24 protein-coding genes are annotated in these 22,862 nt (G+C 67.5%); 16 read left to right on the forward strand and 8 right to left on the reverse strand.

Translation table 11 applies throughout. The annotated features are described in order from the left end of the window. Window positions 1–12: 12 nt before the first annotated feature. Together ACFVWG_RS01725 and ACFVWG_RS01730 are read left to right on the forward strand one after the other, a co-directional pair. The gene (locus tag ACFVWG_RS01725; RefSeq protein WP_391541202.1) at window positions 13–537 is read left to right on the forward strand and encodes a DUF6879 family protein; all 525 of its coding nucleotides are present in this window, start codon (window positions 13–15) and stop codon (window positions 535–537) included. Further along, on the forward strand, window positions 504–1,373 hold the full coding sequence (locus ACFVWG_RS01730) for a helix-turn-helix domain-containing protein (protein ID WP_391541203.1): 870 nt from the start codon (window positions 504–506) through the stop codon (window positions 1,371–1,373). Before ACFVWG_RS01725 ends, ACFVWG_RS01730 begins: the two co-directional genes overlap by 34 nt. A 218-nt stretch (window positions 1,374–1,591) precedes the next feature. Here ACFVWG_RS01730 and ACFVWG_RS01735 read toward each other — a convergent pair whose 3' ends face one another. Further along, entirely contained in the window at window positions 1,592–2,047 is a 456-nt protein-coding gene (locus ACFVWG_RS01735; RefSeq protein WP_391541204.1) for a MarR family winged helix-turn-helix transcriptional regulator, read from the reverse strand. 76 nt (window positions 2,048–2,123) lie between these two features. Here ACFVWG_RS01735 and ACFVWG_RS01740 point away from each other — a divergent pair, with 76 nt between their 5' ends. Continuing rightward, window positions 2,124–3,329, forward strand: coding sequence for an FAD-dependent monooxygenase (locus tag ACFVWG_RS01740; RefSeq protein ID WP_391541205.1), 1,206 nt, complete (start codon window positions 2,124–2,126; stop codon window positions 3,327–3,329). On the opposite strand, the gene ACFVWG_RS01745 is transcribed toward ACFVWG_RS01740, so the two are convergent. Beyond that, window positions 3,287–4,159, reverse strand: a complete 873-nt coding sequence (locus ACFVWG_RS01745) for a 1,4-dihydroxy-2-naphthoate polyprenyltransferase (RefSeq protein WP_391541206.1) — start codon at window positions 4,157–4,159, stop codon at window positions 3,287–3,289. The two genes, ACFVWG_RS01740 and ACFVWG_RS01745, sit on opposite strands and share 43 nt — an antisense overlap. 36 nt (window positions 4,160–4,195) lie before the next feature. Between ACFVWG_RS01745 and menE the strand changes: the two genes are divergently transcribed. From menE to menD, 3 genes are read left to right on the forward strand one after another with little or no spacing between them, the layout of a single operon-like run. Then, window positions 4,196–5,275, forward strand: coding sequence for an o-succinylbenzoate--CoA ligase (menE, locus tag ACFVWG_RS01750; RefSeq protein ID WP_391541207.1), 1,080 nt, complete (start codon window positions 4,196–4,198; stop codon window positions 5,273–5,275). Then, window positions 5,272–6,198 (forward strand): o-succinylbenzoate synthase, encoded by a 927-nt coding sequence (locus tag ACFVWG_RS01755; protein WP_391541208.1) that lies wholly within the window; start codon window positions 5,272–5,274, stop codon window positions 6,196–6,198. The genes menE and ACFVWG_RS01755 overlap by 4 nt, the downstream gene beginning before the upstream one ends. Continuing rightward, complete coding sequence (menD, locus tag ACFVWG_RS01760) at window positions 6,195–7,856, forward strand: 2-succinyl-5-enolpyruvyl-6-hydroxy-3-cyclohexene-1-carboxylic-acid synthase (protein ID WP_391541209.1); 1,662 nt, start codon at window positions 6,195–6,197, stop codon at window positions 7,854–7,856. Before ACFVWG_RS01755 ends, menD begins: the two co-directional genes overlap by 4 nt. On the opposite strand, the gene mptB is transcribed toward menD, so the two are convergent. The 4 genes from mptB to ACFVWG_RS01780 all read right to left on the reverse strand — a co-directional run bounded on the left by mptB (window position 7,783) and on the right by ACFVWG_RS01780 (window position 11,810). Further along, the gene (gene mptB, locus ACFVWG_RS01765) at window positions 7,783–9,216 is read right to left on the reverse strand and encodes a polyprenol phosphomannose-dependent alpha 1,6 mannosyltransferase MptB (protein ID WP_391541210.1); all 1,434 of its coding nucleotides are present in this window, start codon (window positions 9,214–9,216) and stop codon (window positions 7,783–7,785) included. The two genes, menD and mptB, sit on opposite strands and share 74 nt — an antisense overlap. A gap of 45 nt (window positions 9,217–9,261) precedes the next feature. Beyond that, entirely contained in the window at window positions 9,262–10,026 is a 765-nt protein-coding gene (locus ACFVWG_RS01770) for an ABC transporter permease (RefSeq protein ID WP_391541211.1), read from the reverse strand. Beyond that, the gene (locus ACFVWG_RS01775) at window positions 10,023–10,985 is read right to left on the reverse strand and encodes an ATP-binding cassette domain-containing protein (RefSeq protein WP_391541212.1); all 963 of its coding nucleotides are present in this window, start codon (window positions 10,983–10,985) and stop codon (window positions 10,023–10,025) included. Before ACFVWG_RS01775 ends, ACFVWG_RS01770 begins: the two co-directional genes overlap by 4 nt. A gap of 204 nt (window positions 10,986–11,189) precedes the next feature. Continuing rightward, window positions 11,190–11,810: a PadR family transcriptional regulator gene (locus tag ACFVWG_RS01780; RefSeq protein ID WP_391541213.1), complete on the reverse strand. Its 621-nt coding sequence runs from the start codon at window positions 11,808–11,810 to the stop codon at window positions 11,190–11,192. A 55-nt stretch (window positions 11,811–11,865) separates the two neighbouring features. On the opposite strand from ACFVWG_RS01780, the gene ACFVWG_RS01785 reads away from it, so the two are divergent. From ACFVWG_RS01785 to ACFVWG_RS01795, 3 genes are read left to right on the forward strand one after another with little or no spacing between them, the layout of a single operon-like run. Then, window positions 11,866–12,723 carry a GNAT family N-acetyltransferase gene (locus ACFVWG_RS01785; RefSeq protein ID WP_391541214.1) on the forward strand — a complete coding sequence of 286 codons (858 nt, stop codon included), beginning with the start codon at window positions 11,866–11,868 and terminating at the stop codon, window positions 12,721–12,723. Further along, window positions 12,720–13,559 carry a GNAT family N-acetyltransferase gene (locus ACFVWG_RS01790; protein WP_391541215.1) on the forward strand — a complete coding sequence of 280 codons (840 nt, stop codon included), beginning with the start codon at window positions 12,720–12,722 and terminating at the stop codon, window positions 13,557–13,559. Before ACFVWG_RS01785 ends, ACFVWG_RS01790 begins: the two co-directional genes overlap by 4 nt. Continuing rightward, on the forward strand, window positions 13,546–14,277 hold the full coding sequence (locus ACFVWG_RS01795) for a GNAT family N-acetyltransferase (protein WP_391541216.1): 732 nt from the start codon (window positions 13,546–13,548) through the stop codon (window positions 14,275–14,277). The genes ACFVWG_RS01790 and ACFVWG_RS01795 overlap by 14 nt, the downstream gene beginning before the upstream one ends. A 231-nt stretch (window positions 14,278–14,508) precedes the next feature. Here ACFVWG_RS01795 and ACFVWG_RS01800 read toward each other — a convergent pair whose 3' ends face one another. Next, on the reverse strand, window positions 14,509–15,126 hold the full coding sequence (locus ACFVWG_RS01800) for an MBL fold metallo-hydrolase (protein ID WP_391541217.1): 618 nt from the start codon (window positions 15,124–15,126) through the stop codon (window positions 14,509–14,511). 71 nt (window positions 15,127–15,197) lie between these two features. Further along, complete coding sequence (locus ACFVWG_RS01805; protein ID WP_391541218.1) at window positions 15,198–16,466, reverse strand: isochorismate synthase MenF; 1,269 nt, start codon at window positions 16,464–16,466, stop codon at window positions 15,198–15,200. Between the two features lie 257 nt (window positions 16,467–16,723). On the opposite strand from ACFVWG_RS01805, the gene ACFVWG_RS01810 reads away from it, so the two are divergent. The 7 genes from ACFVWG_RS01810 to nuoE all read left to right on the forward strand — a co-directional run bounded on the left by ACFVWG_RS01810 (window position 16,724) and on the right by nuoE (window position 22,860). Continuing rightward, window positions 16,724–17,422 carry a demethylmenaquinone methyltransferase gene (locus ACFVWG_RS01810; RefSeq protein WP_391541219.1) on the forward strand — a complete coding sequence of 233 codons (699 nt, stop codon included), beginning with the start codon at window positions 16,724–16,726 and terminating at the stop codon, window positions 17,420–17,422. A 151-nt stretch (window positions 17,423–17,573) separates the two neighbouring features. After that, window positions 17,574–18,887 (forward strand): geranylgeranyl reductase family protein, encoded by a 1,314-nt coding sequence (locus ACFVWG_RS01815; protein WP_391541220.1) that lies wholly within the window; start codon window positions 17,574–17,576, stop codon window positions 18,885–18,887. A 105-nt stretch (window positions 18,888–18,992) separates the two neighbouring features. Further along, complete coding sequence (locus ACFVWG_RS01820) at window positions 18,993–19,352, forward strand: NADH-quinone oxidoreductase subunit A (RefSeq protein WP_391541221.1); 360 nt, start codon at window positions 18,993–18,995, stop codon at window positions 19,350–19,352. Window position 19,353: 1 nt separating this feature from the next. Next, window positions 19,354–19,908: a NuoB/complex I 20 kDa subunit family protein gene (locus ACFVWG_RS01825; protein ID WP_391541222.1), complete on the forward strand. Its 555-nt coding sequence runs from the start codon at window positions 19,354–19,356 to the stop codon at window positions 19,906–19,908. A gap of 73 nt (window positions 19,909–19,981) precedes the next feature. After that, entirely contained in the window at window positions 19,982–20,689 is a 708-nt protein-coding gene (locus ACFVWG_RS01830; RefSeq protein WP_391541223.1) for an NADH-quinone oxidoreductase subunit C, read from the forward strand. Then, the gene (locus ACFVWG_RS01835) at window positions 20,689–22,029 is read left to right on the forward strand and encodes an NADH-quinone oxidoreductase subunit D (protein ID WP_391541224.1); all 1,341 of its coding nucleotides are present in this window, start codon (window positions 20,689–20,691) and stop codon (window positions 22,027–22,029) included. Before ACFVWG_RS01830 ends, ACFVWG_RS01835 begins: the two co-directional genes overlap by 1 nt. Continuing rightward, window positions 22,030–22,860 (forward strand): NADH-quinone oxidoreductase subunit NuoE, encoded by an 831-nt coding sequence (gene nuoE / locus ACFVWG_RS01840; protein ID WP_391541225.1) that lies wholly within the window; start codon window positions 22,030–22,032, stop codon window positions 22,858–22,860. It abuts the gene before it with no gap. The last annotated feature ends 2 nt before the right edge of the window (window positions 22,861–22,862 follow it).

Below are 22,862 nucleotides of genomic sequence, written 5' to 3' on the forward strand. Positions count from 1 at the left end.
GACAGGAGGAACGTGGCGCGGTTCGACGAACTGTTCGACGAGTTCAGGGGTGAGGCGTTCCGGCTGGAGACACTGCCCGGCTACGCCGTCGGGCAGGATGCTGAGCGCTTGGCCGACTACGCGGCCGGCGCCTACGTCCTCGGGTCGCCGATCCCGGGGGTGGAGTTCGTCAAGGGACTGGTCGAGTCGGGACGCCGTACGACGCTGGTTCGCCTCGTCGAACGGCCGCTGACGATCGACCAGCGTCTGAGCATCGACTGGGTCTACCCGCATCACGCGGTCGCCGGCCGTGAGATCGCGATCCTCGAACCTGGATCGGAGCTCGCCGGAAACGCGTCGGTGACTGGCGACTTCTGGCTCTTCGATGACACCGCTGTGGCGTTGATGCGCTACGCCCCCGATGGGCGGTTCGACCGTGCGGACGTCGTTGAAGAGCCAGCGACGGTCGCCCGATATGTTGCCCTGCGCAACCAGCTGTGGGCCTCGGCTGTTCCGTTCGGGAAGTGGTTGGGGAACTGGCGCAGGGCGGTGCGGTGACGGATCCGGTGGAGGCGCGCCGGGCGTTCGGGCAGGAGCTCCGCGCGCTCCGGCGGCGCGCTGGTCTCACCGGGGGAGTCGTTGCCGACCGCCTTGGGCGGACCCAGCCGAAGGTGTCGAAGATCGAGAACGGTCATCAGTTGCCGACCGTCGCGGAGGTGCGGGCGTTCGCGGAGACGGCGGGCGCTGACTCACGCGAGACCGGTCGGCTGATCGCCCGAATCGAGTCGCTGACGATCACGGTCAGCGGATGGCGAACGCTCCAGCGCAGCGGCATCGCCGGCGGGCAGCAGGATCTCTCGGAGCTTGAGGCTCGGTCGGCGGTGATCCGGCGGCTGGATCCGAGCATCGTGCCGGGATTGCTGCAGACGGCGGAGTATGCGCGAGTGATGCTGTCCGGTGGCCCGGACGCGACGGCTGATGTCAGTGGTGGCGTGGAGGCTCGGCTGCGTCGCCAGGAGAAGCTTTATACCGGTTCGCAGCGCTTTACCTATGTGCTTCTGGAGGATGCGCTCCGGCGGCTGGTCGCCGAGCCGGATGTCCTCGCCGTACAGATGGACCGGATCGCCCAGTTGTCAACGCTTCCAACGGTTGAGGTGGGAATCCTTGCGGCTGACCGGCGACTGCCGCTCGCGCCGATTCACGGGTTCTCCATCTTCGACGATCACCTGGTGCAGATCGAACTGGAGAGCGGCGCAGTCGACATCACCTCTCCGTCGGACATTCAGTACTACCGCCAGATCTACGACGTACTGGATGCCGCTTGCCTGCATGGTGATGCGGCGCGCGAGGTCGTCGCCTCGCTTGCTGCTCACTTCCGGTCGATGGCTGGCTGATCTCAGGTCACTTTGGCGGTGACGTCGTCGGCTGGTTTGCGGACCCCCAAGGCCATCACAACTCGAGGTTCGTGGTTCGATCCACCTCCGCGCTTTGTGTGCATCTGCTGCCATTTAGTGGCAGTAACTCTCCGCAAAGGCGGCCACTCCCCGCGCCGCACCAGGTCACGCGACCGCCGAGGGCGGACCACACGAGAACGCGCCGAAGGCGGTGTCCTTTATGTCAGCCGGGTGGTGATGTCGTCGACCAGTTTGTTGAGGAGACGGCCCAGGTTCTTGCGGTCCTGGTCGGGCCAGTCGGCGATGACTTCGCGGAACCAGCCGAAGATGGTGGCTGTGTAGGCGCGGGCGGCTTCGGCGCCGGTGGGGGTGGGTTCGATCAGGCTGACGCGTTTGTCGTTGGGGTCGGCGACGCGTTGGACCAGGCCGCGTTGTTCGAGGGCCTGAACCTGGCGGGTGACGTGGGGGCCGACGACCTGCATGCGGTCGGCGATCTCGCCGATGCGCATCGGGGCGTCGGCGGTGGCGAGCGTCATCAGGATCGTCATGGCCGGGCGGTCCAGGTTGAGGCCGGTCGCTTCGGTGGCCTCCTGGACCAGACGGCCGCGGCCGAGCGCGGTGCCGATTTGGCCGAGCCGGGGGAGTACGTCGAGCAGGTCGTCGTCATCGGGCATTGATTACCTAACTTAGGTATGTATATGCTGAGGGAGATCGATACCTAAAGTACCTATCTTTCTCGGAGGATGCATCATGACTCGCAGCGTGCTCATCTCCGGTGCCAGCATCGCCGGCCCGGCCCTCGCCTACTGGCTCGACCGCTACGGCTTCGACGTCACCGTGGTGGAGAAGAACGACGCCGTCCGGGGCGGCGGCTACGCGATCGACATTCGCGGTACGGCGCGGGAGGTGGTCGACCGGATGGGGCTGTTGCCCGAGCTGACCAAGGCGCATGTCGGAACTCAGGCGATCAGCTTTGTGGAGCCGGACGGTGGACCGATCGCCACGATCCAGCCGGAAACGCTGACCGGCAGCACCGAGGGGGTCGACCTGGAGGTACGGCGGGGCGACCTGACCGACGCGCTCTACGGACCGATCCGCGATCGGGTGGAGTTCCGTTTCGGGGACTCGATCGCCCAGCTGGACGACCGTGGCGACCGCGTCGACGTGGTCTTCGCCAGTGGTGACGAGCAGAGTTTCGATCTGGTCATCGGTGCCGACGGCCTGCACTCGAATACCCGCAGGTTGGTCTTCGGCCCGGAGGAGCAGTTCCACCGCTACATCGGTTACGCCTTCGCCGGTTTCACTCTGCCCAACACCTTCGGCCTCAGCCACGAAGGCGTGATCTGGAACAAGCCCGGTCGCGCGGCCGTGCTGTATGCCTACAACCCCGACCAACCCGTGCACGGGTTCCTCAACTTCCAGCTGGAGGAGCCGCCGTACGACGCCTTCCGCGATCCGGAGGCGCAGCGGGAGCTGGTGGCGTCGACCTTTCCGGAGACGGACTGGTACGTGCCACAGCTCGTGACCGCCATGCAGGAAGCGGATGACCTGTTCTTCGACGTGGTCAGCCAGATCCACATGCCAACGTGGTCGAAGGGCAGGGTCGCGCTGGTCGGAGACGCGGCGTACGCGACCTCGTTCATGTCGGGGCAGGGGTCGAGTGTCGCGCTGGTCGGGGCGTACGTCCTGGCTGGTGAGCTGGCGACGCACGCTGATCACGCCGAGGCTTTCGCGGCGTTCGAGCGGCGCATCCGGGGCTTCGTCGAGCAGAACCAGGCTCTGGTCGAGAAGGGGCGCAGTGGGCTGACCCCAGGGACTCAGGAGCTGATCGACGCTCGCAACGCGGCCCTTCGCAGTGGTGCGATGTCGAACGACGAGCTGGCCGAGGCCAAGGGTGCGCTGGAGCTCCCGGACTACGAGGCGATGAAGAGCCCGATGGTGAGTCCGACGGCGTAGACGAGCTCCGTCAGACCAGTGCCCTGCAGCACTGGGATGAGGGCCGGGCCGACCGCGTCGCTGAGCACAGTGCGGGTCGCTTTGATCGCCAGCGGTACGGCGATGAACGCGACCAGCGTCCACGGGGTCGCCAGCGCCGAGACAGCGGCCAGGACGAACGCCAGCGCGATCAGTCCGGCGTACAGCTTCCGTGAGTTCGCAGCGCCCAGTACGACGGCCAGGGTGCGCTTGCCGGTGACGGTGTCGGTGGGGATGTCGCGCAGGTTGTTGGCGACCAGCAGGGCGCAGGCGATCGCGCCGACCGACACTGCGCCGGCCACTGCAACCCAACTCAGCTTCTCGGCCTGGACGAACGTCGTACCGAGCACTGCGACCAGTCCGAAGAACAGGAAGACGCTGACCTCACCCAGTGCGCGGTACCCGTAGGGGCGCTTGCCGCCGGTGTAGAACCACGCTCCGAGCAGTGAGGCTGCACCGGCGACCAGCAGCCACCAGCTGGAGGTGGCGGACAACACAATGCCCAGTACGGCGCCGACACCGAAGCAGGTGAACGCTGCGGTCTTCACCTGTCCCGGAGTGGCGACCTTGGAGCCCACCAGGCGCAGCGGCCCGACCCGGACCTCGTCCGTGCCGCGGATGCCGTCGCTGTAGTCGTTGGCGTAGTTGACTCCGATCTGCAGGGCCAGGGCGACGCCCAGGGCCAGCAGAGCCTTCCACCAGACGAAGGAGTCCAGGTACGCCGCAGCGCCCGTTCCGACCAGGACGGGGGCGACGGCGGCGGGGAGTGTGCGGGGTCGCGCGCCTTCGATCCACTGCGCAGGGGTGGCCATGGACAGGGATTCTTTCAGCCGTACGCTCGGACTGTTATGGCTACCCTCCATCTGGTCCCCGGTACGGCGGACGCCGTGCTGTCGGCCGTGACCGCCGTACTGGATGGCAGCGGGCCCCCATTTGCCCCGGTTCCGGACGATCCAGCCGCTGCGGAGCGAGTACGGCGTGCTGCTGCACCGGACCAGCCGTTGGAGGACGACTGCGCTGTGGTGCTGACCACCTCGGGGTCGTCCGGCGAGCCCAAGGGTGTCCTGCTCTCCCGGGCCGCGCTGGTCGCGTCAGCGGAGGCAACCCACGAGAGGCTCGGCGGACCGGGCCAGTGGTTGCTCCCGATGAAGCCCTACTTCGTCGGCGGTCTGCAGATCCTCACCCGGTCGGTCCTGGCTGGTCAGACGCCAGTGCTGCTCGGCGACAGCTTCAGTGAGTCCACCGCCACCATGACCGGCTCCCGTCGCTATACCGCGATGGTGCCGACCCAGCTGGCCCGCTACCTCGACACTGACGTGGACGCGCTGCGAGCGTTCGACGCGATCATCATCGGTGGTGCGGCCACTCCGGCCCCGCTGAAGGCCCGGGCGGTCGAAGCCGGCGTCACCGCGATTCCGGCGTACGGGATGACTGAGACCGGCAGCGGCTGCGTGTACGCCGGTCAACCACTAACCGGCACTGAGGTAGCACTCGAGGACGGCCGCATCCTGATCAAGGGCAGCACGCTGTTCTCCGGCTACCGTCTGCGGCCTGAGCTGACGGCAGAGGTACTGCAGAACGGTTGGTTCCGCACGCAGGACCGCGGTGAGCTCGTCGACGGTCGGCTGCGAGTCATCGGCCGCATCGACGACGTGGTGATCTCCGGGGGAGTGAACATCACCCTGCCGACAGTGCAGGCTCGCCTGCTCGAGCACCCGGATGTGAAAGATGCTGTGGTGCTCGGAGTACCCGATGCGGAGTGGGGGACCCGGGTGATCGCCTACGTCGTGGGGGAGCCGAGCCGGGACGAGCTGCGGGACTTCGTGGCTGAGGTGCTGCCCCGAACCTGGGCACCGCGTGACGTGCACCGGCTGGACGCGCTGCCGATGCTTGCCTCCGGCAAGGTCGATCGGCAGGCGCTGCTGTGATTACCTACTCGATCGGGCTCAAGAACAAGTTCCGTGGGATCACCGTCCGCGAAGGCATGCTCTTCGAAGGCCCTGCCGGCTGGGCCGAGTGGAGCCCGTTCCTCGACTACGACGACGCCACCTCGGTCTCCTGGCTGCGCGCCGCACATGAGGCCGCGTACGACGGTTGGCCGGCGCCACTGCGCGACGTCGTACCGGTGAACTGCACTGTCCCCGCAGTCGGTCCGGAGAAGGCCGCAGCGATCGTCAGAGCATCGGGCTGTCGCACAGCCAAGGTGAAGGTCGCAGAACCCGGCCAGACGCTGGCTGACGACATAGCGCGGATAGAGGCCGTCCGTGACGCGATCGGCGACGGTCAGGTGCGCATCGACGCCAACGGCCTCTGGTCTGTCGATCAGGCACTGCACAGCTTGAAAGAGCTTGCCCGCTTCGATCTCGAGTACGTCGAGCAGCCGTGTGCCGCGGTCGAGGATCTGGCCGCGGTGCGACGTCGTACCGACGTTCTGATCGCAGCGGACGAGTCGATCCGCCGGGCCGAGGACCCCTTGCTGGTCAAGAAGCTCGAAGCGGCTGACATCGCAGTGCTCAAGGTGCAGCCGATCGGCGGGGTCCGCGCCTGCCTGGAGATCGCGGAACAGATCGGTCTCCCAGTCGTCGTCTCCTCCGCACTGGAGACCTCAGTCGGTATCGCCGCCGGCGTCGCACTCGCAGCGGCTCTTCCAGAGCTGCCGTATGCATGCGGTCTCGCCACCGTCTCCATGTTCACCAGCGAGGTCGTCAGCGAGCCCCTGCTGCCGGTGGACGGTTTCCTGCCGGTCGAGCGGGTACAGCCGGACCAGCTTGAAGCCAACCGGGCTGATGCGGAGCGGACTGCAGTGTGGGAACAGCGCCTGTCCAGAGTGCAACAGAGGAGTGCCGGATGAACCCGTCCACTGCGTTCGCCACCGTGGTGGTCGACGAGCTGATCCGCTGCGGCGTCCGGGAGGCCGTGGTCTCCCCGGGCTCGCGCAGCGCCCCACTGGCACTCGCCTTCGCTGAGGCAGACCGCGCCGGCCGGCTGCGGCTGCACGTCCGGATCGACGAGCGTACGGCGGGCTTCCTGGCCATCGGACTGATCCGGGGAACCGGTCTGCCGGTGCCCGTGCTGACAACGTCCGGTACGGCGGTCGCCAACCTGCACCCGGCTGTCCTGGAGGCCTCACACAGCGGGCTGCCGTTGATCGTGCTGAGCGCAGACCGACCGCCCGCGCTACGTGGTGCCGGTGCGAACCAGACCACCGATCAGCTCAAGGTGTTTGGCTCAGCCGTGCGCCTGTTCCACGAGCTGGGCACTCCGGTCCGAGAGGTCGGTCAGGTCGCCTACTGGCGCTCACAGGTCGCACGCGCCGTGGCCAACGCGACTGGTGCCCGGTCGGCAGACCCAGGGCCGGTGCAGCTCAACTGCCCGCTGGCCGAGCCCCTGGTACCGACTGCCGGTGAGGACTGGCCGGAGCCGTTGGGCGGTCGCAGCACCGGCCCGTGGACCGCCATACATGCTGCAGCTGGTCAGCCCTCGACTGTCGCGCCCGGACCGAAGACTGTCGTCGTCGCAGGCGACGGTGCCTCACAGGCCGCGCGGCTGGCGGCGGAGGGCGGTCGGTGGCCCCTGTTCGCGGAGCCGTCCAGCCGGGCCAGGACCGGGCCCGCCGTCATCTCGGCGTACCGGTTGTTGCTCCAGGCAAGCGATCTCACGACTGAGATCGAGCGGGTGATCGTGTTCGGGCACCCGACGCTGTCCCGGCCGATCTCGAAGCTGCTGGCCCGGGCTGACGTCGAGGTGATCGTGGTTGCGCCGACCGGTCTGTGGCCGGACCCGGCTCGCCGGGCTGCGGCCGTGGTCACCGGGCTCGAGGTCGCTGGGCCGGACACCACGGACTGGCTGGAGCGCTGGCAGCACGCCGACCAGACGGCTCGCCCGGCGATCGACAAGCTGCTCGCGGACAGCCTCACCGGACCGGGTGTCGCTGCGCTGGTCGGTGCCGCGGCTGGTGCCGACGGCATGCTCGTCGTCGCCTCCTCGAACGCGGTCCGCGATCTCGACCTGGCTCCGATCGTCCCGATCCGCACCATCGCCAACCGCGGTCTGGCCGGTATCGACGGCACGATCTCCACCGCTGTCGGCGCCGCGCTCGCGAACGCAGGACCGACGTACGCGCTGATTGGTGACCTCGCCTTCCTGCACGATTCCAACGGGCTGGTCATCGGCCCGGACGAGGCGCGGCCCGACCTGCGGATCGTGGTGGTCAACGACAACGGTGGCGGGATCTTCTCCACGCTGGAGCAGGGCGACCCGACCCACGCGTCGCACTTCGAGCGCGTCTTCGGTACGCCGCACAACACCGACCTCGGTGCACTCTGCGCGGCGACCAGAACGCCGTACCAGTTGGTGGAGAACGCAGCGGACCTGCAGGCTGCGCTGGCGGCGACTGTGGCCGGTATCGACGTGGTGGAGGCCCGCGTACCGCGGTCTACGCACCGACCGTTGGCTGAGGAGCTCGTTGAGGCCTTGCGCGCACTGGGTGGAGAGTCCGCAGCCGGTTGAGCAGCGGAGCGACGGCCGCGATCACCAGTGCGGTCGTGGTGAGGATCGGAATCGTCGCACCGCGCAGTGAGGAGTTCAGTGGCGCAGCGATCGTGAAGATCAGGCTGACTGCCGTGATGGTGGTGACCAGCCGCCGACCGGGTCGCGCCACGGCCAGGAACGGCAGGCACCACAGGAAGTACCAGTCATGGGCGGTCGGACCGAGTAGGACGATCGCCAGCAGCGCAATGCCGACCGCACGGGCCGCATGGTGGATCGACGACCGCAGACTCAGTACGGCGATCAGAGTGATCGCGATGAGCATGCCGGCGAGTTTCACTACCTCTAGCGACTGCTCTGCCGCAGTGTCCTGACCGAACAGCCCGAGGATGCCGTGAGCGGCATCGCCGACCAGGTTGGCGATCGAGAACGGCGACCGCACCAGCCCTGGTACGTCGAGCGCGTTCAGCCAGCCGGATCCGACACCGGTGAGCGCACCGACCGTCACCAGCGACAGTACGGAGACCGCTCCCGCCAGAGCGAGACTGGCGAACCGGGAGAGCCGCCCGCCCATTGGACTCATCACTGCGGCGATGGCTATCACCACCAGCCCACCAGGGAGCTTCACAGCGGCAGAGATGCCAGCCACGACAGCCGCCGTACCCCAGTGGCCAGTCAGGGCGAGTGCGAAGGCAGCGCAGGCCAGACCGAGCATCAGGATGTCATTGTGGGCCGCGCCGATCCCATGCATGAGCAGCATCGGGTTGGCGACCACCAGCCAGGTGGCGAACACCGGATCGACCCGGCAAGCAGTAGCGAGCCGCGGTACGGTCCAGGCGATCAGCGCGATGCCGATCACGGCCAGCAGACGATGCGCGAGCATCAGGACATACGGGTCCATGGTCAGGTGCGCCATCAGACCGCCGTACGCGAGCGGCAAGGGCCCGTACGGCGCTGGCGTCTCCATCCATCGCGGATCGACCGCCTCCACGATGTGGCCGGACAGTGCAGCCGGTCCGACCGCATAGGGGTCGAACCCCTTGGCGACCAGTGCACCCTGGGCCGCATAGCTCCACGCGTCCCGGCTGAACAGTGGCGGGATCAGCAACAGCGGCAGACTCCAGTACGTCGCCACTCGCACCAGCCGGGGTCGTTGGCCGGCCATGACGTTGCGGCCGATCTCCAGCCACGCCCACGCCATCAGACCGAGCCCGGCCACCATGAAGGCCAGTGCGATCATCCGCCCGGCCAGTGTGGTGCGCAGGTCACCAGTGATCGGGAACGTCGCCACCCACGACGACGGAGGCACCGTCGAGGTCACCAGACTGGTCACGGCGACAACGACAGAGCCGACCACTCCACGAACCACCGGCGAGCGCACAGGCGGACGTTACTCCGCCCGTGCGACGCCCTGATGAACAAAAAGCTAAGCGGATTCTTTCCTGAAGGTACGAGCACCGACGGCCAGTCCGACGACTGTCAGCAGCACGACCCAGAACAGGCCCCAGAGTGCTGCACTGCTGGCGATCTCGCCTCGGAACATTGCGCGGACGCCGTTGACCACGTGCTTCAGCGGACTGATGTCGGAGAGCCGCTGCAGCCAGGTGGGGCCGATCTGCATCGGCAGCAGGATGCCGGACAGCAGCAGCAACGGCATGGCGATCCCGTTGAGCAGCGGAGCCAGTGCGTCCTCGCTCTTGGTGATGAGCGCCACCGAGTACGACAGCGAGGCGAAGGTCGCGCCGAGCAGCGCCACGATCACCAGTGACAGCAGCACGCCCTTCCAGGGTGCACGCAGCCCGAGCGGTAGTGCTGCCACGAGCAACAACACCGACTGCACAACCAGTACGACGACGTCCCGCAGTACCCGGCCTGCCATCAGGGCTATCCGGGATGCCGGAGTGACCCGGTCGGCCTCGATCACGCCGGCGCGGTACTCGGCGATCAGACCGAAGCCGACGAACATGGCGCCGAACATGCCGAGCTGAACGATCAGACCGGGGATGAAGACCTGGTAGGCGTTGGTGGTCGCGCCCTGGCTGATCTGCGCGGTGATCGGCTTCAGGAGCGGGCCGAACAGGAACAGGTACATCAGCGGCTGGCTGAGCATCAGGATCGACCACATCGGGTTCCGGAGCGACAGCCGCATCGCCCGGTTGAATACGATCCACGTCTCCCGCAGTACCGTCATGCTGCCGCCCCCTCGTCGCGCAGTGACCGTCCGGTCATCGTGAGGAACACGTCGTCCAGCGTTGGCCGGTGCACCTCGACCCCCTCCAGTTCGATGCCCTGTGCGTCGATCGACCGCAGCAGTCCGGGCAGCACCGAGCCGCCACGCGGGACGCGGAAGTTCACCGTCACTCCGTCGGTCTCGATCGCCACTGCGCCGTCCAGCTCCGCGACGATCTTGGCGACCGCAGGTGCCTGGGCAGCGTCGGCCAGATCGAGCCGGACGCCGTCACCGGAGACCTGCTGCTTCAGCTCCTCCGGACGGCCCGAGCCGACGATCTTGCCGTGGTCGATGACCAGGATCCGGTCGCAGAGCGCGTCCGCCTCGTCCAGGTAGTGCGTGGTGAGGAAGATCGTCGCGCCCCGGTCGCGCAGCCCGCGGATGTGCTCCCACAGGTTGGCGCGGGCCTGCGGATCGAGTCCGGTCGTCGGCTCGTCCAGGAAGATCAGCTTGGGGTCGTGGATCAGCCCCATCACGATGTCGAGCCGCCGCCGCTGACCACCGGACAGCGTCTTGCACTGCCGCCGCCACAGCCCCGGCAGGTCCAGCTCCTCGAACAGCGCCTGACCGCGAGTAGCAGCCTCAGCCTTCGGTACGCCGTACAGCCGGGCGTGGTCGACGACCTCGTCACCGGCGATCGCCTCGGGCAGCGTGGACCCGCCCTGCGGCACGTAGCCGATCCGGCGCCGTACGCCGACCGGGTCCTTCGCCAGGTCACACCCGGCCACGGTCGCGGAGCCGCTGGTCGGCTGGATCAGCGTCGCGAGCATCCGCATCGTCGTCGTCTTGCCGGCCCCGTTGGGCCCGAGGAAACCTACGATCTCGCCGTCGGCGACCGCCAGGTCCACCCCCTGTACCGCCTCGACCGGTCCCCGCCGGGTCTTGAACGTGCGGACGAGTCCGCGAGCTTCGATCATCATGACCTCAGTCTGCGCACTCAATCTTGATTAGTCAAAGTTGAATACCCACCCTTCGGCCTGACCCCATTTCGCTGGCTAGGCACGCAGATAGGGGGTTCTGCACCCTTAACCACGGTGCAGAACCCCTGATGTGGGTGGCTAGCCAGGCAAATGGGGTGGGGTCAGGAGGGGGTGGGGCGGCCGTGGTCGGCGTGTTTTCGGACGCTACGGGGTGGGGCGGTCGCGCCAGTGGGTGAGGAGGGTGGGGTCCGGGTACCAGTCCGGGGGTTCGCCGGCGAAGGAGTAGGCACCGCCGACGATGCGTTCGCGGAACTCCCGGGTCCACTCGAGCTCGCCCCGGTTGCGGGACGCGCCGATCCGGAGCATCTCGACGACCTGGTTCGGCGTACCGGAATCCGCCAGGATCTCGCGCTCGTTGAACGGGACCGCCTTCAGTTGCGCGTCGAGCTGCGCGATCCGTGCCTCCAGCGCGGTCAGCACCTCGTCGCGCTGCAGCGTCCACAGAAAGCTCAGGGCGGCCTGCATGCGATCCGGGTGGAAGCCGTCCACAGTCCACAGATGCTGCCGCAGGAGCGAGAAGAACTCCGCCTCGCCCTCCGGCGTCAGTTTGTACGACGTCCGCCCCGGCCGATGGTGTGGACCTTCCTCGATCTCCTGGAGGAAATCGTGCTTGGCCAGCGTCCGCAGCCCGGTGTAGATCGAGCCCGGATTGATGTTGGCCCACTCCTGCACATTCCAGGTCAGCAGCTCGCGGCGCAGCTGGTACCCGTAGGCCGGCTGGAAGATCCGGACGATCCCGAGCAGCAGCAACCGCGTGGTGGACATGGTCGCAGTGTAAATCGGCGGCCGGTTGTCCCCTGGGAGGCGTAGTCTCGTCCGCGTGCACGTCCAGGTGACCAGTGACCCCGCCGGCTTCTCGCAGCTCGCCTTCCCTTTCCTGCAACAGGATCCGGTGCTGAACACCGTCATCCTCAGCAATGTGCACGAAAGGGCAGTCGGTATCCGCCCGGTCGACGACATCCCGCCACACTTCGTGTCGGTCCATGACGGTGACGTGATCGGGGTCGCGATGCGCACCCCGGGCCGCGGCGTCTACCTCGGGTCACTACGGACCGACCTTGTCGACATGGTCGCCGATCAGTACCTCGACCTGTACGACGGAGTCGTGTCCGAGGGTGAGTACGACGACGCCGTACCGGGTGGGGTTGCCGGTGCCGCGGCGGCGGCCGAGCGGTTCGCGGAGCGCTGGTGCGAGCGGCGTGGTTGCGACGTGCAGGAGGTGATGCGGACCCGGCTGCACAAACTGGAGACGCACACTCCGCTGAGCGCCGAGGTCGGGGTGCCGCGGCTGATGCGGTCCGAGGACATCGAGCTGGTCGCGGCCTGGGGACAGGACGGTTTCCCGGAGCTGGGCGACGACACCGTCGACTGGGCGGAGCACAAGCTCGACGAAGGCACGATGTGGATCTGGGAGGTCGACGGCGAGCCGGTGAGCATGGTCGGCTACCACCGGCCGATCTTCGAGGTCTGCCGGGTCGGTCCGGTCTACACGCCGCCCGAGCACCGCCGGCACGGGTACGCCGGTGCGCTCACCAGTCACGTCACCGCGGAGATCCTTGCGAGCGGCAACCAAGCCTGCCTCTACACGGACCTCGCCAACCCCACCTCGAACAAGATCTACCACCAGGCCGGCTATCGCCCGCTGGCCGACTTCGTCGTCCTGGAGTTCATCGCATGATCGCGCGGGCGTCGTACGACGCGGTCGCCTTTCAGGATCTCGTTTTTCCTTTCCTGCAACGTGATCCGGTACTCAATACGCAGATCCTGACCAATGTCGCCGATCGGGTTCGCGGCATCATGAGCGACCCCGAACCACCTGTTTACGTCTCGGTGCACTCCGATGACGACAAGGTGATCGGAGTGGCCGTCTGGACCGCGACGCGCGGGATCGCGCTGGGCGGGCTGCCGGTCGAGCTCGTGCCGCCGGTGGTCGACGTACTGGCTGAGGCTGTGCCGCATGCCCGGAGCGTGCATGGGACGGAAGAGGCGGCGAAGCTGTTCGCCGAGCAGTACGGCGCGCGCACCGGCCGCTCGTTCGCTGTCGTCGATCGCTCGCGGCTGCACGTGCTGGTCGACTTCGTCGCGAAGCAGGCCGAGGGTGCACCGCGGCTCGCGACCGAGGCCGACCTGGATGTCCTGACGCCGATGTTCAGCGCTTATCGCCTCGAGCTCGGTCACCCCGTGGAAGGTCCAGCGGTCGACCGCTGGTTCTTGCAGCAGCGCGTGGAGCGCGAGCGCCTCTGGCTCTGGGAGAACGCCGGACGGGCGGTCACGCTGGTCGGTCACCAGAGTCCGGTCTTCGGTGCTGTCCGCGTTGGACCGGTCTACACGCCGCCGGCCGATCGAGGCCACGGGTATGCCAGTGCTCTCACTGCTCACGTCACTCAGGTGTTGCGAGCTGCTGGCGATGAGGTCTGCCTGAACACCGACCTGGATAACCCGACCTCCAACAAGATCTATGCCGCGATCGGGTACCGCCCCGTGCAGGACTTCGTCGGCTATGCGTTTACCTGAGCACCTTGCTCTGCTTGAAGAACTCGACCACGGCGGCACCCTCGTCGAAGTCCCCGGCGGCTTCGCAGTAGCCCGCGAACCGCGTGGCATCCGGCTGGGCGACGTACCGGATCCGCCGGACGCCTTGGTCGCTGCGCTCCTTCAGGTTGCCCCGCATGCCACCGCCCTCGAAGGTGCCGACGTCGAACCCTTCGCCACCGCCTGGTCAGTTGCCACGGGCAAGCAGTTCCGCGAAGTCGGTGGCGTCCGCCTCTACCGCCTCTCCGAGCTGAAGCCGCCACCCCCGGTCGGCACACCCCGCCTGGCAGCCCTTTCTGACGCCGAGTTGTGCGCCGGCTGGTTGGCGGAGATGGCCCACACCGAAGACACCCGCCGAGGCTGGGTCCCCGGCGACCGATCCACCAACCTGCTGCAATCGGTCCAGGCGTTGATTGCGGCGGACCGCCTGTGGTTGCTCGAAGACGACGGCCGCCCGGTAACGCTCGGCGCTCACCGCCCGGTGCTGCACGGCGTCGTACGGCTAGGTCCGATCTACACCCCACCGGAGTCCCGCCGCCATGGCTACGGCAGCGCGATGACCGCCCATCTAGCTCAACTCTTCTCAGAGGACGCAGAAGTCTGCCTCCGCACGGACCTCGGAAACCCCGACTCCCACCGCGTCTACCAACGCCTCGGCTTCATCCCCGTCGCCGACCTACGCCGCTTCACCCGCCCCTGACTCGTTCCTTTGTCGGGGGTTCGCACCCCGTGCGGTGGGCTTGAACAAGTAATGACCTGTTCACACCCACCAGTTCTTGTTCAAGCCCCCGGTTGGCGGCTCGGCCGCGCCCCGCGATCCGCCCCGCGGGCATTTGGACGGATCTCCCCTGAGTTTGCCCCTTCTCCCCTGAAAATTTGAGGGGAGAAGGGGCCATTTCAACGGATAGCCGTTGAAATGGCCGGGGGGTCGTCAGGCGATGGTTAGGGAGTCGCCGGGGGCTAGTTTTTGGTAGGGGCGGTCGTCGGTGTTGAGGAAGCGGGGCATCATGCCCAGGCCGATCTCGCTCAACAAGCCGTCGTGGATGCCTACTAGTTGCTCGGCCTTGACGGCGCGGGCGTAGTCGACGGCGGGCGGGAGGGCGAACCAGGGGCCGGAGATGGGGACCAGGTTGGTGTGGACGGCGCGGTCGGGCTGGGTGAAGGAGTCGCCGGGGTGGTAGACGGCGTCGTCGATCAGGAAGCCGATGTTCTCGCAGGGGACGCCCCACTCGGGCAGGATCACGGCGTGGTCCTTGCCGTAGGCACTGACCGCGAAGCCGGCCGCGTCGAAGGACTGGCCGCCTTCGACGACGTGCACGAGGTCACCGAGTTCGGTGAGCTGGGCGGCGACGCCGGCGTTGGTGTAGACGGCGACGTTCAGCGCCTTCACGCGCTCGATGTCGAGGTGGTCCTGGTGCTCGTGCGTGACCAGTACGGCGTCGGCGCGCTCGAACACGGCGTCCTCACTGAACGAGCCCGGGTCGACCAGCAGCGTCTTCCCGTCCTTCTCCAACCGAACACACGCGTGCGCAAACTTCGTGAGCTTCATCAGTCTCCTCAGTACGTGCCACCGGAACCGCCCCGGCACTCGAAAACCAAGTTACCGCGCGCAGAAATCGCCTAGTCGCCGAGTGCGTCTCGCATCGGGACCAGCTTGGCGTTGGTCTCGGCCAGTTCGGCGGTGGGGTCGGAGCCGGCGACGATGCCGGCGCCCGCGAAGAGGCGGATCCGGCGGGCGTCGTCCGGATCGGCCTGACCGCAGCGCAGTGCGATGCACCACTCGCCGTCCCCGGCCGCGTCCATCCAGCCGACCGGTCCGCTGAACCGGCCGCGCTCCATCCCCTCGATCTCGCCGATCAGGTCGCGCGCCACGGGCGTCGGCGTACCGCAGACTGCCGCCGACGGGTGCAGTGCCGCGGCCAGGCCGAGTGCGGACGCGCCGTTGTTGGCGACTCCCGCGACGTCGGTGGCGAGATGCATCACGTTCGGCAGGTGCAGCACGAAGGGCGTCTCGGGCACGTTCATCGACTTGCAGTGCGGCTTCAAAGCATCAGCCACCGACCGTACGGCGAACTCGTGCTCCTCGAGGTCCTTCGACGATCGCGCGAGTGATGCGGCGAGCGCGAGGTCGTGCGCGTCGTCCCCGGTACGGCGGATTGTCCCGGCCAGCACGCGGGAGGTGATCAGCCCCTTCTCCCGCCGTACGAGCAGCTCGGGTGTGGCGCCGATCAGGCCGTCGACGGAGAACGTCCAGCAGTTCGGGTACGACTCGGCCAGCCGGCGCAGTGGCCAGCGCAGGTCGATCGGCTGCTCGGCGATCGCGATCAGGTCGCGAGCGAGCACCACCTTCTCGAGCTCACCAGCGGTGATCCGCTGCACGGCGTCGGCCACGATGCTCGACCAGTCGGTCCCGGACCGCGCTCCGTCGGAGAACGTCACGTCGTACACGGGGGAGGCCTCGTGCGTGACCAGATCGGGCGGTGCGGCGAGTGAGGCCTCGGAGATCGTGGTCACCCAGGTGGTGCCACCACGACGGCCGACGATCACCTCGGGGACGACCAGTTCGGCCGGATCCGAGTCGGTGAAGCCGAACGATCCGAAGCAGACCAGTCCTGAGCCTGGTACGCCGATCTCATCCCGCACCACGGCGGCACCGACCAGCTGCTGCCACCACAGCACGGCGTCCTGGAAGCGGTTGCCACCGGCAACGTCGAGGCGAGCCGCGACTCCCCAGCCGATGTGACCGTCGCCACGTCGCACCCAGCTCAGCCCACCCTCGGCCGGCAAGTGATCGATCAGCTGCTTCGCCACTCCTGTCACCGGCTGGCTGCGAACGACCAACTGCGGTGCCGGAACACGACCGGATCGGACCGGGTCAGACAAGCTCACTGCACCACTCCTCGCTAGCGCTCAGGCGCCGGATCACGGCAGCCGCGAATGCACTCACGAGAAGCCAGCGTACGACTGCCGGATGTCCAGCGAATTTCAGCGCCTGTCGCAGCCGTGATCAACGTCGCGTCCCGCGCCCTCTCATGGGTTCACCCATCAGGTTGTGGGTTCTGCACCTGCATGCGGGTACAGAACCCACAAGCTCGTGGGTGAACCCATCGGATGGGGGCGGGGGAGGGGTGCGGGAGACTGGGGTGGTGACCCGCGCCGACTTGAGTAAAGACCCGCATGCTGTGGCCGCCATGTTCGACAACGTGGCGGAGGGGTACGACCGCACGAACGCGGTGGCGACGATGGGGCTGGAGAAGCTGGTCTGGCGGCCGGCGACGCTGGCCGAGATCGCGCCGCGGAAGGGGATGAAGATCCTCGACCTGGCGGCCGGGACCGGCGCGTCGAGCATCAAGCTGCGCGAGGCCGGCGCCGAGGTGGTGTCGTGCGACTTCTCGGTCGGCATGCTCCGGGTCGGCAAGCGGAACCACCCCGAGCTGGACCTGATCGCGGGCGACGCGCTGCACCTGCCGTTCGCGGACGAGACTTTCGATGTCGTCACGATCTCGTGGGCCCTGCGCAACGTGAACGACGTCACTGTCGCGCTCACCGAGATGCTCCGGGTGACCCGGCCCGGTGGCCGGCTCGTCATCCTCGAGCAGTCACACCCGACCTGGAAACCGTTCCGGGTCGTCTACCTCGAGTACATGATGCGCGCCGTACCGGCGGTGGCGAAGCTGGTGTCGACCAACCCCGAGGCCTACGAGTACCTGGCCGAGTCCACCCGGGCGTGGCTGCCGCAGGAGCCGCTGGCCCGGACCATCGAGGCGGCCGGCTGGACCCGGGTGCACTGGGCCAATCTGACCGGTGGGCTGGTGGCCATCCATCGGGCCGTGAAGCCGGCTTAATTACGCAACGAAAAGCGCGCGTAATTTGCTTGTCTGCAAGGGGGTTGGGGCGAGTTTCGTGTCCGCGTCAGGCAGTCCTAGACTGTCGGATGACCAGGCTTAGTGAATCCCTTCACGAGCCATGCAGCCCCCAACTTCAGGTCGGGATGAGATGAGCCAGGACGTGTCGGCAGGGCCCCAGGCCGAGACCGCGGACGTGATTGTCGTCGGCGCCGGACCAGCGGGTTCGTCGGCGGCGTACCACCTGGCGAACGCCGGTCTCGACGTGCTGCTGCTGGAGAAGACCGCGTTCCCGCGGGAGAAGGTCTGCGGCGACGGGATCACCCCGCGCGGCACCAAGCAGCTGATCAACATGGGTATCGACATCTCCGAAGAGGCCGGCTGGATCCGCAACTACGGCCTCCGCATCCAGGGCGCCGGACACCAGTTGCAGCTGGACTGGCCGGATCTGGCCAGCCACCCGAACTACGGCCTGACCCGGAACCGGATGGACTTCGACGACCTGCTCGCGCGGCAGGCGGTCAAGGCCGGCGCGCAGCTGCGCGAGCGGACCAACGTCACCGGCCCGATCCTCGACGACAAGGGCTTCATCGTCGGGGTGACCGCGAAGCCGGTCGACGACAACGGCCGCCGCGACGGCGCCGACATCGAGTTCCGGGCGCCCCTGGTGATGGCGGCCGACGGCAACTCGTCGCGGCTGAGCGTCGGGATGGGCCTGCACAAGCGCGACGACCGGCCGATGGGCGTCGCCGTCCGGACGTACTTCACCAGCCCGCGGCACGACGACGACTACTTGGAGTCCTGGCTCGAGCTGTGGGCCGACGACCCCAAGCAGCCGGACCAGAAGCTGTTGCTGCCCGGCTACGGCTGGATCTTCGGCATGGGCGACGGCACCGTCAACGTCGGGCTCGGCATCCTGAACACCTCCGAGGCCTTCGGCAAGGTCGACTACGGCGACCTGCTGAAGGCGTGGCTGAAGAACACGCCCGAGGAGTGGCAGTTCCGCGACGAGTTCCAGACCATCCCGATCCGCGGGGCGGCGCTGCCGATGGGCTTCAACCGGCAGCCGCACTACACCCGCGGCCTGATGCTGCTCGGCGACGCCGGCGGCATGGTCAACCCGTTCAACGGCGAGGGCATCCCGTACGCGATGGAGTCGGGGATGTTCGCCGCCGAGGTCGCCGCCCAGGCGCTGCACCGGCAGCCGAACCAGCGTGAGCGTGCGCTGTCGGCGTACCCGAAGGCGCTGAAGCAGGAGTGGGGCGGCTACTACTCGCTCGGCCGGGTCTTCGTGAAGCTGATCGGAAACCCGGAGGTGATGCGGCTCTGCACGAAGTACGGTCTGCCGCGCACCACCTTGATGAAGTTCACCCTGAAGTTGCTGGCCAACCTCACCGACCCGCGCGACGGCGACGTGATGGACAAGATCATCAACGGGCTCACGAAGGTTGCTCCGTCGGCCTGACCGGCGGGGCGAGTGAGCTGAGTCACTCCGGTACTGATAACACAGTGTCGGTTGCAACGAACACCACCAACACAGACCACCGGCTGAAGGAGGGAGCACCGAGCGATGCACCCCTACGTACCGATCCTCGCTCTCGGTGTGCTCGCGGCGCTCTTCGTCTTGGGCAGCATCGTCACGAGCGCCTTGGTCGGCCCGAAGCGATACAACCGGGCCAAGCTCGACTCGTACGAGTGCGGCATCGAGCCGACGCCACAGCCGGTCGGCGGTGGGCGCTTCCCGGTGAAGTACTACATCACCGCGATGCTGTTCATCGTGTTCGACATCGAGATCGTCTTCCTCTACCCGTGGGCGGTGGCCTTCGACCAGATGGCGCTGTTCGGGCTGATCGAGATGGTCATCTTCATCGTCACCGTCTTCATCGCGTACTCCTATGTGTGGCGTCGCGGTGGACTGGAGTGGGACTGATATGGGTCTAGAAGAACAGCTTCCGGCCGGCGTACTGCTCGGCACCGTCGAGGGCCTGCTCGGCTACATGCGGAAGGCCTCGTTGTGGCCGGCAACCTTCGGGCTGGCGTGCTGCGCGATCGAGATGATGACGACCGGTGCGCCCCGGTACGACGCCGCCCGGTTCGGCATGGAGGTCTTCCGGGCCTCGCCCCGCCAGGCCGACCTGATGATCGTGGCCGGCCGGGTGAGCCAGAAGATGGCCCCGGTACTGCGCCAGATCTACGACCAGATGGCGAACCCCAAGTGGGTGCTCGCGATGGGCGTCTGCGCCTCGTCCGGCGGCATGTTCAACAACTACGCCGTCGTCCAGGGTGTCGACCACATCGTCCCGGTGGACATGTACCTGCCCGGCTGCCCGCCGCGGCCGGAGATGCTGCTGGACGCCTTCCTGAAGATCCACGACCAGATCCAGCACAGCAAGCTCGGTGCGCACAAGAAGGCGCTGCAGTCCGAGCAGGAGATCGCCGCGCTGACGGCCGCTCCGACGCTCGAGATGAAGGGTCTCCTTCGATGACCGAGCGGAGCGAGGGAACCGAAAAGCACAGTGACCTTGTCGCTCAGAGGCGACGAGCGAAGCGAGGAAACCGATGAGTGACACGCAGCCGGAGAACCTTCCGGCGACCACGCCTGGCAGCGACGCACAGACGCCGGGCGCGGAGATCATCGATCAGCGCGAGGGCATGTTCGGCGTCCGGGGTACTGGTGACACCTCCGGCTTCGGCGGCCTCCGCCGCCAGGTCGCACTTCCCGGCGGTACGCCGAAGCCGTACGGCTCGTGGTTCGACGGCGCCACCGAGCGCCTCGAGGGGCTGGTCGGCGGTGACGCGCTCGAGAAGGTCGTCGTCGAGCGCGACGAGCTGACGCTGCACGTGGCCCGCGAGCACCTGGTCGCGGTCTGCCAGAACCTGCGTGACGACGAGGCCCTGCGCTTCGAGTTCTGCTCCGGGGTCAGCGGCGTGCACTACCCGCACGAGACCGGTCGCGAACTGCACGCGGTCTACCACCTGTTCTCGATCACCCACAACCGGCGGATCCGGCTCGAGGTGTCCTGCCCGGACAGCGACCCGCACATCCCGTCGGTGGTCGCGGTCTACCCGGCCAACGACTGGCACGAGCGCGAGACCTGGGACTTCTTCGGCATCGTCTTCGACGGGCACCCGGCGCTGACCCGGATCCAGATGCCGGACGACTGGCCGGGTCACCCGCAGCGCAAGGACTACCCGCTCGGCGGCATCGACGTCGAGTACAAGGGCGCCGTCATCCCGCCGCCCGACACGCGGAGGTCGTACAACTGATGACTGAGACTCAAGATCCGTACGCGACCACTCGCGACACCACCGAGGGCAAGGTCTTCACCGTCACCGGTCAGGACTGGGACTCGGTCGTCGCCGGCCTCGGTGACGAGCCCGAAGAGCGCGTCGTCGTCAACATGGGACCGCAGCACCCGTCGACCCACGGCGTCCTGCGGCTGATTCTCGAGCTCGACGGTGAGACGGTCACCGAGGCCCGCTGCGGCATCGGCTACCTGCACACCGGCATCGAGAAGAACATGGAGTTCCGCTCCTGGACCCAGGGCGTCACCTTCGTGACCCGGATGGACTACCTCTCGCCGTTCTACAACGAGACGGCGTACTGCCTGGCGGTCGAGAAGCTGCTCGGTATCGAGGAGCAGATCCCCGAGAAGGCCAATGTGATGCGGGTGCTCCTGATGGAGCTCAACCGGATCAGCAGCCACCTGGTCTGCATCGCCACCGGTGGGATGGAGATCGGCGCCCTGACCGTGATGACGATCGGGTTCCGCGAGCGTGAGATGACGCTGGACCTGTTCGAGCTGATCACCGGCCTGCGGATGAACCACGCGTTCATCCGGCCGGGCGGGGTCGCCCAGGACCTGCCCCCGGGCGCGCTGGACAAGATCCGCGAGTACATCACCTGGATGAACAAGCACCTCCCCGAGTACGCCGAGCTCTGCAACGCCAACCCGATCTTCAAGGCGCGGCTGCAGAACGTCGGTTACCTGGACCTGGCCGGCTGTATGGCGCTGGGCATCTCCGGCCCGACCGTGCGCTCGACCGGCTACGCGCTCGACCTGCGCAAGACCCAGCCGTACTGCGGTTACGAGACCTACGACTTCGACGTACCGACCTGGGACAGCTCGGACTCGTACGGCCGCTTCCGGGTCCGGCTGCAGGAGATGTGGGAATCGCTGAAGATCATCTCGCAGTGCGCCGACCGGCTGGAGAAGATGGACGGCGAGCCGGTGATGGTGGCCGACAAGAAGATCGGCTGGCCGAGCCAGCTGGCGGTCGGCAGCGACGGCATGGGCAACTCGCTCGACCACATCAAGCACATCATGGGCGAGTCGATGGAAGCCCTGATCCATCACTTCAAGCTGGTCACCGAGGGCTTCCGGGTGCCGGCCGGTCAGGCCTATGTGGCGATCGAGTCGCCGCGTGGCGAGATGGGCTGCCACGTCGTCTCCGACGGCGGCACCAAGCCGTACCGGGTGCACTTCCGTGACCCGTCCTTCGCAAACCTGCAGGCGATGCCGATCATGTGCGAGGGCGCGCAGGTCGCCGACGTGATCGTCGCCGTCGCCAGCCTTGACCCGGTGATGGGTGGAGTGGACCGATAGATGGCCAACGATCACGCGACTGCGACCAACGTCCCGGTGCCTTACAGCACCGGTGACTCGAGCATCACCGAGACCACGATCGCGGAGATGCGCGAACTGGCGGCCCGCTACCCGGTCGGCCGGTCCGCCCTGCTCCCGATGCTGCACCTGGTGCAGTCGGTCGAGGGCCGGGTCACCCCCGAGGGCATCGAGGCGTGCGCCGAGGTGCTCGGGCTGACCGGCGCCGAGGTCTCCGCGGTGGCGACCTTCTACACGATGTACAAGCGCCGCCCGGTCGGCGACTACCACGTCGGGGTCTGCACCAACACGCTGTGCGCGGTGATGGGCGGCGACCTGATCTTCGAGCGGCTGAAGGGCCACCTCGACGTCGGGAACGACGAGACCACCGAGGACGGCAAGATCACCCTCGAGCACATCGAGTGCAACGCGGCCTGCGACTACGCACCCGTGGTGACGGTGAACTGGGAGTTCTTCGACGACATGACGCCGGAGTCGGCCACCCAGCTGGTGGACGACCTGCGCGAGGGCACCGAGGTGAAGTCGCCGCGCGGTGCCACCATCTGCAGCTGGCGCGAGGCCGAGCGCGTGCTGGCGGGCTTCCCCGACGGCCGCGCCGACGAGGGTCCGACCGGTGGCAAGGCTTCGCTGGCCGGCCTCCGGCTCGCCCGCGAGCGCAACTGGACGGCGCCGAACGGCAGCTCGTCCGGGAGCAACGGTGCCGCGGCCGAGACCACGGTCTCGCCGGAGGCAGCGGCCGGTCCGCGGCCGTCCGACCAGCCCGGCAAGGAATCCCAAGCGGTCAACGGCGACGATTCGCGGAAGGAGGACTGACC

This window comes from Kribbella sp. NPDC058245 (assembly GCF_042882005.1).
Taxonomy (GTDB): Bacteria; Actinomycetota; Actinomycetes; order Propionibacteriales; family Kribbellaceae; genus Kribbella.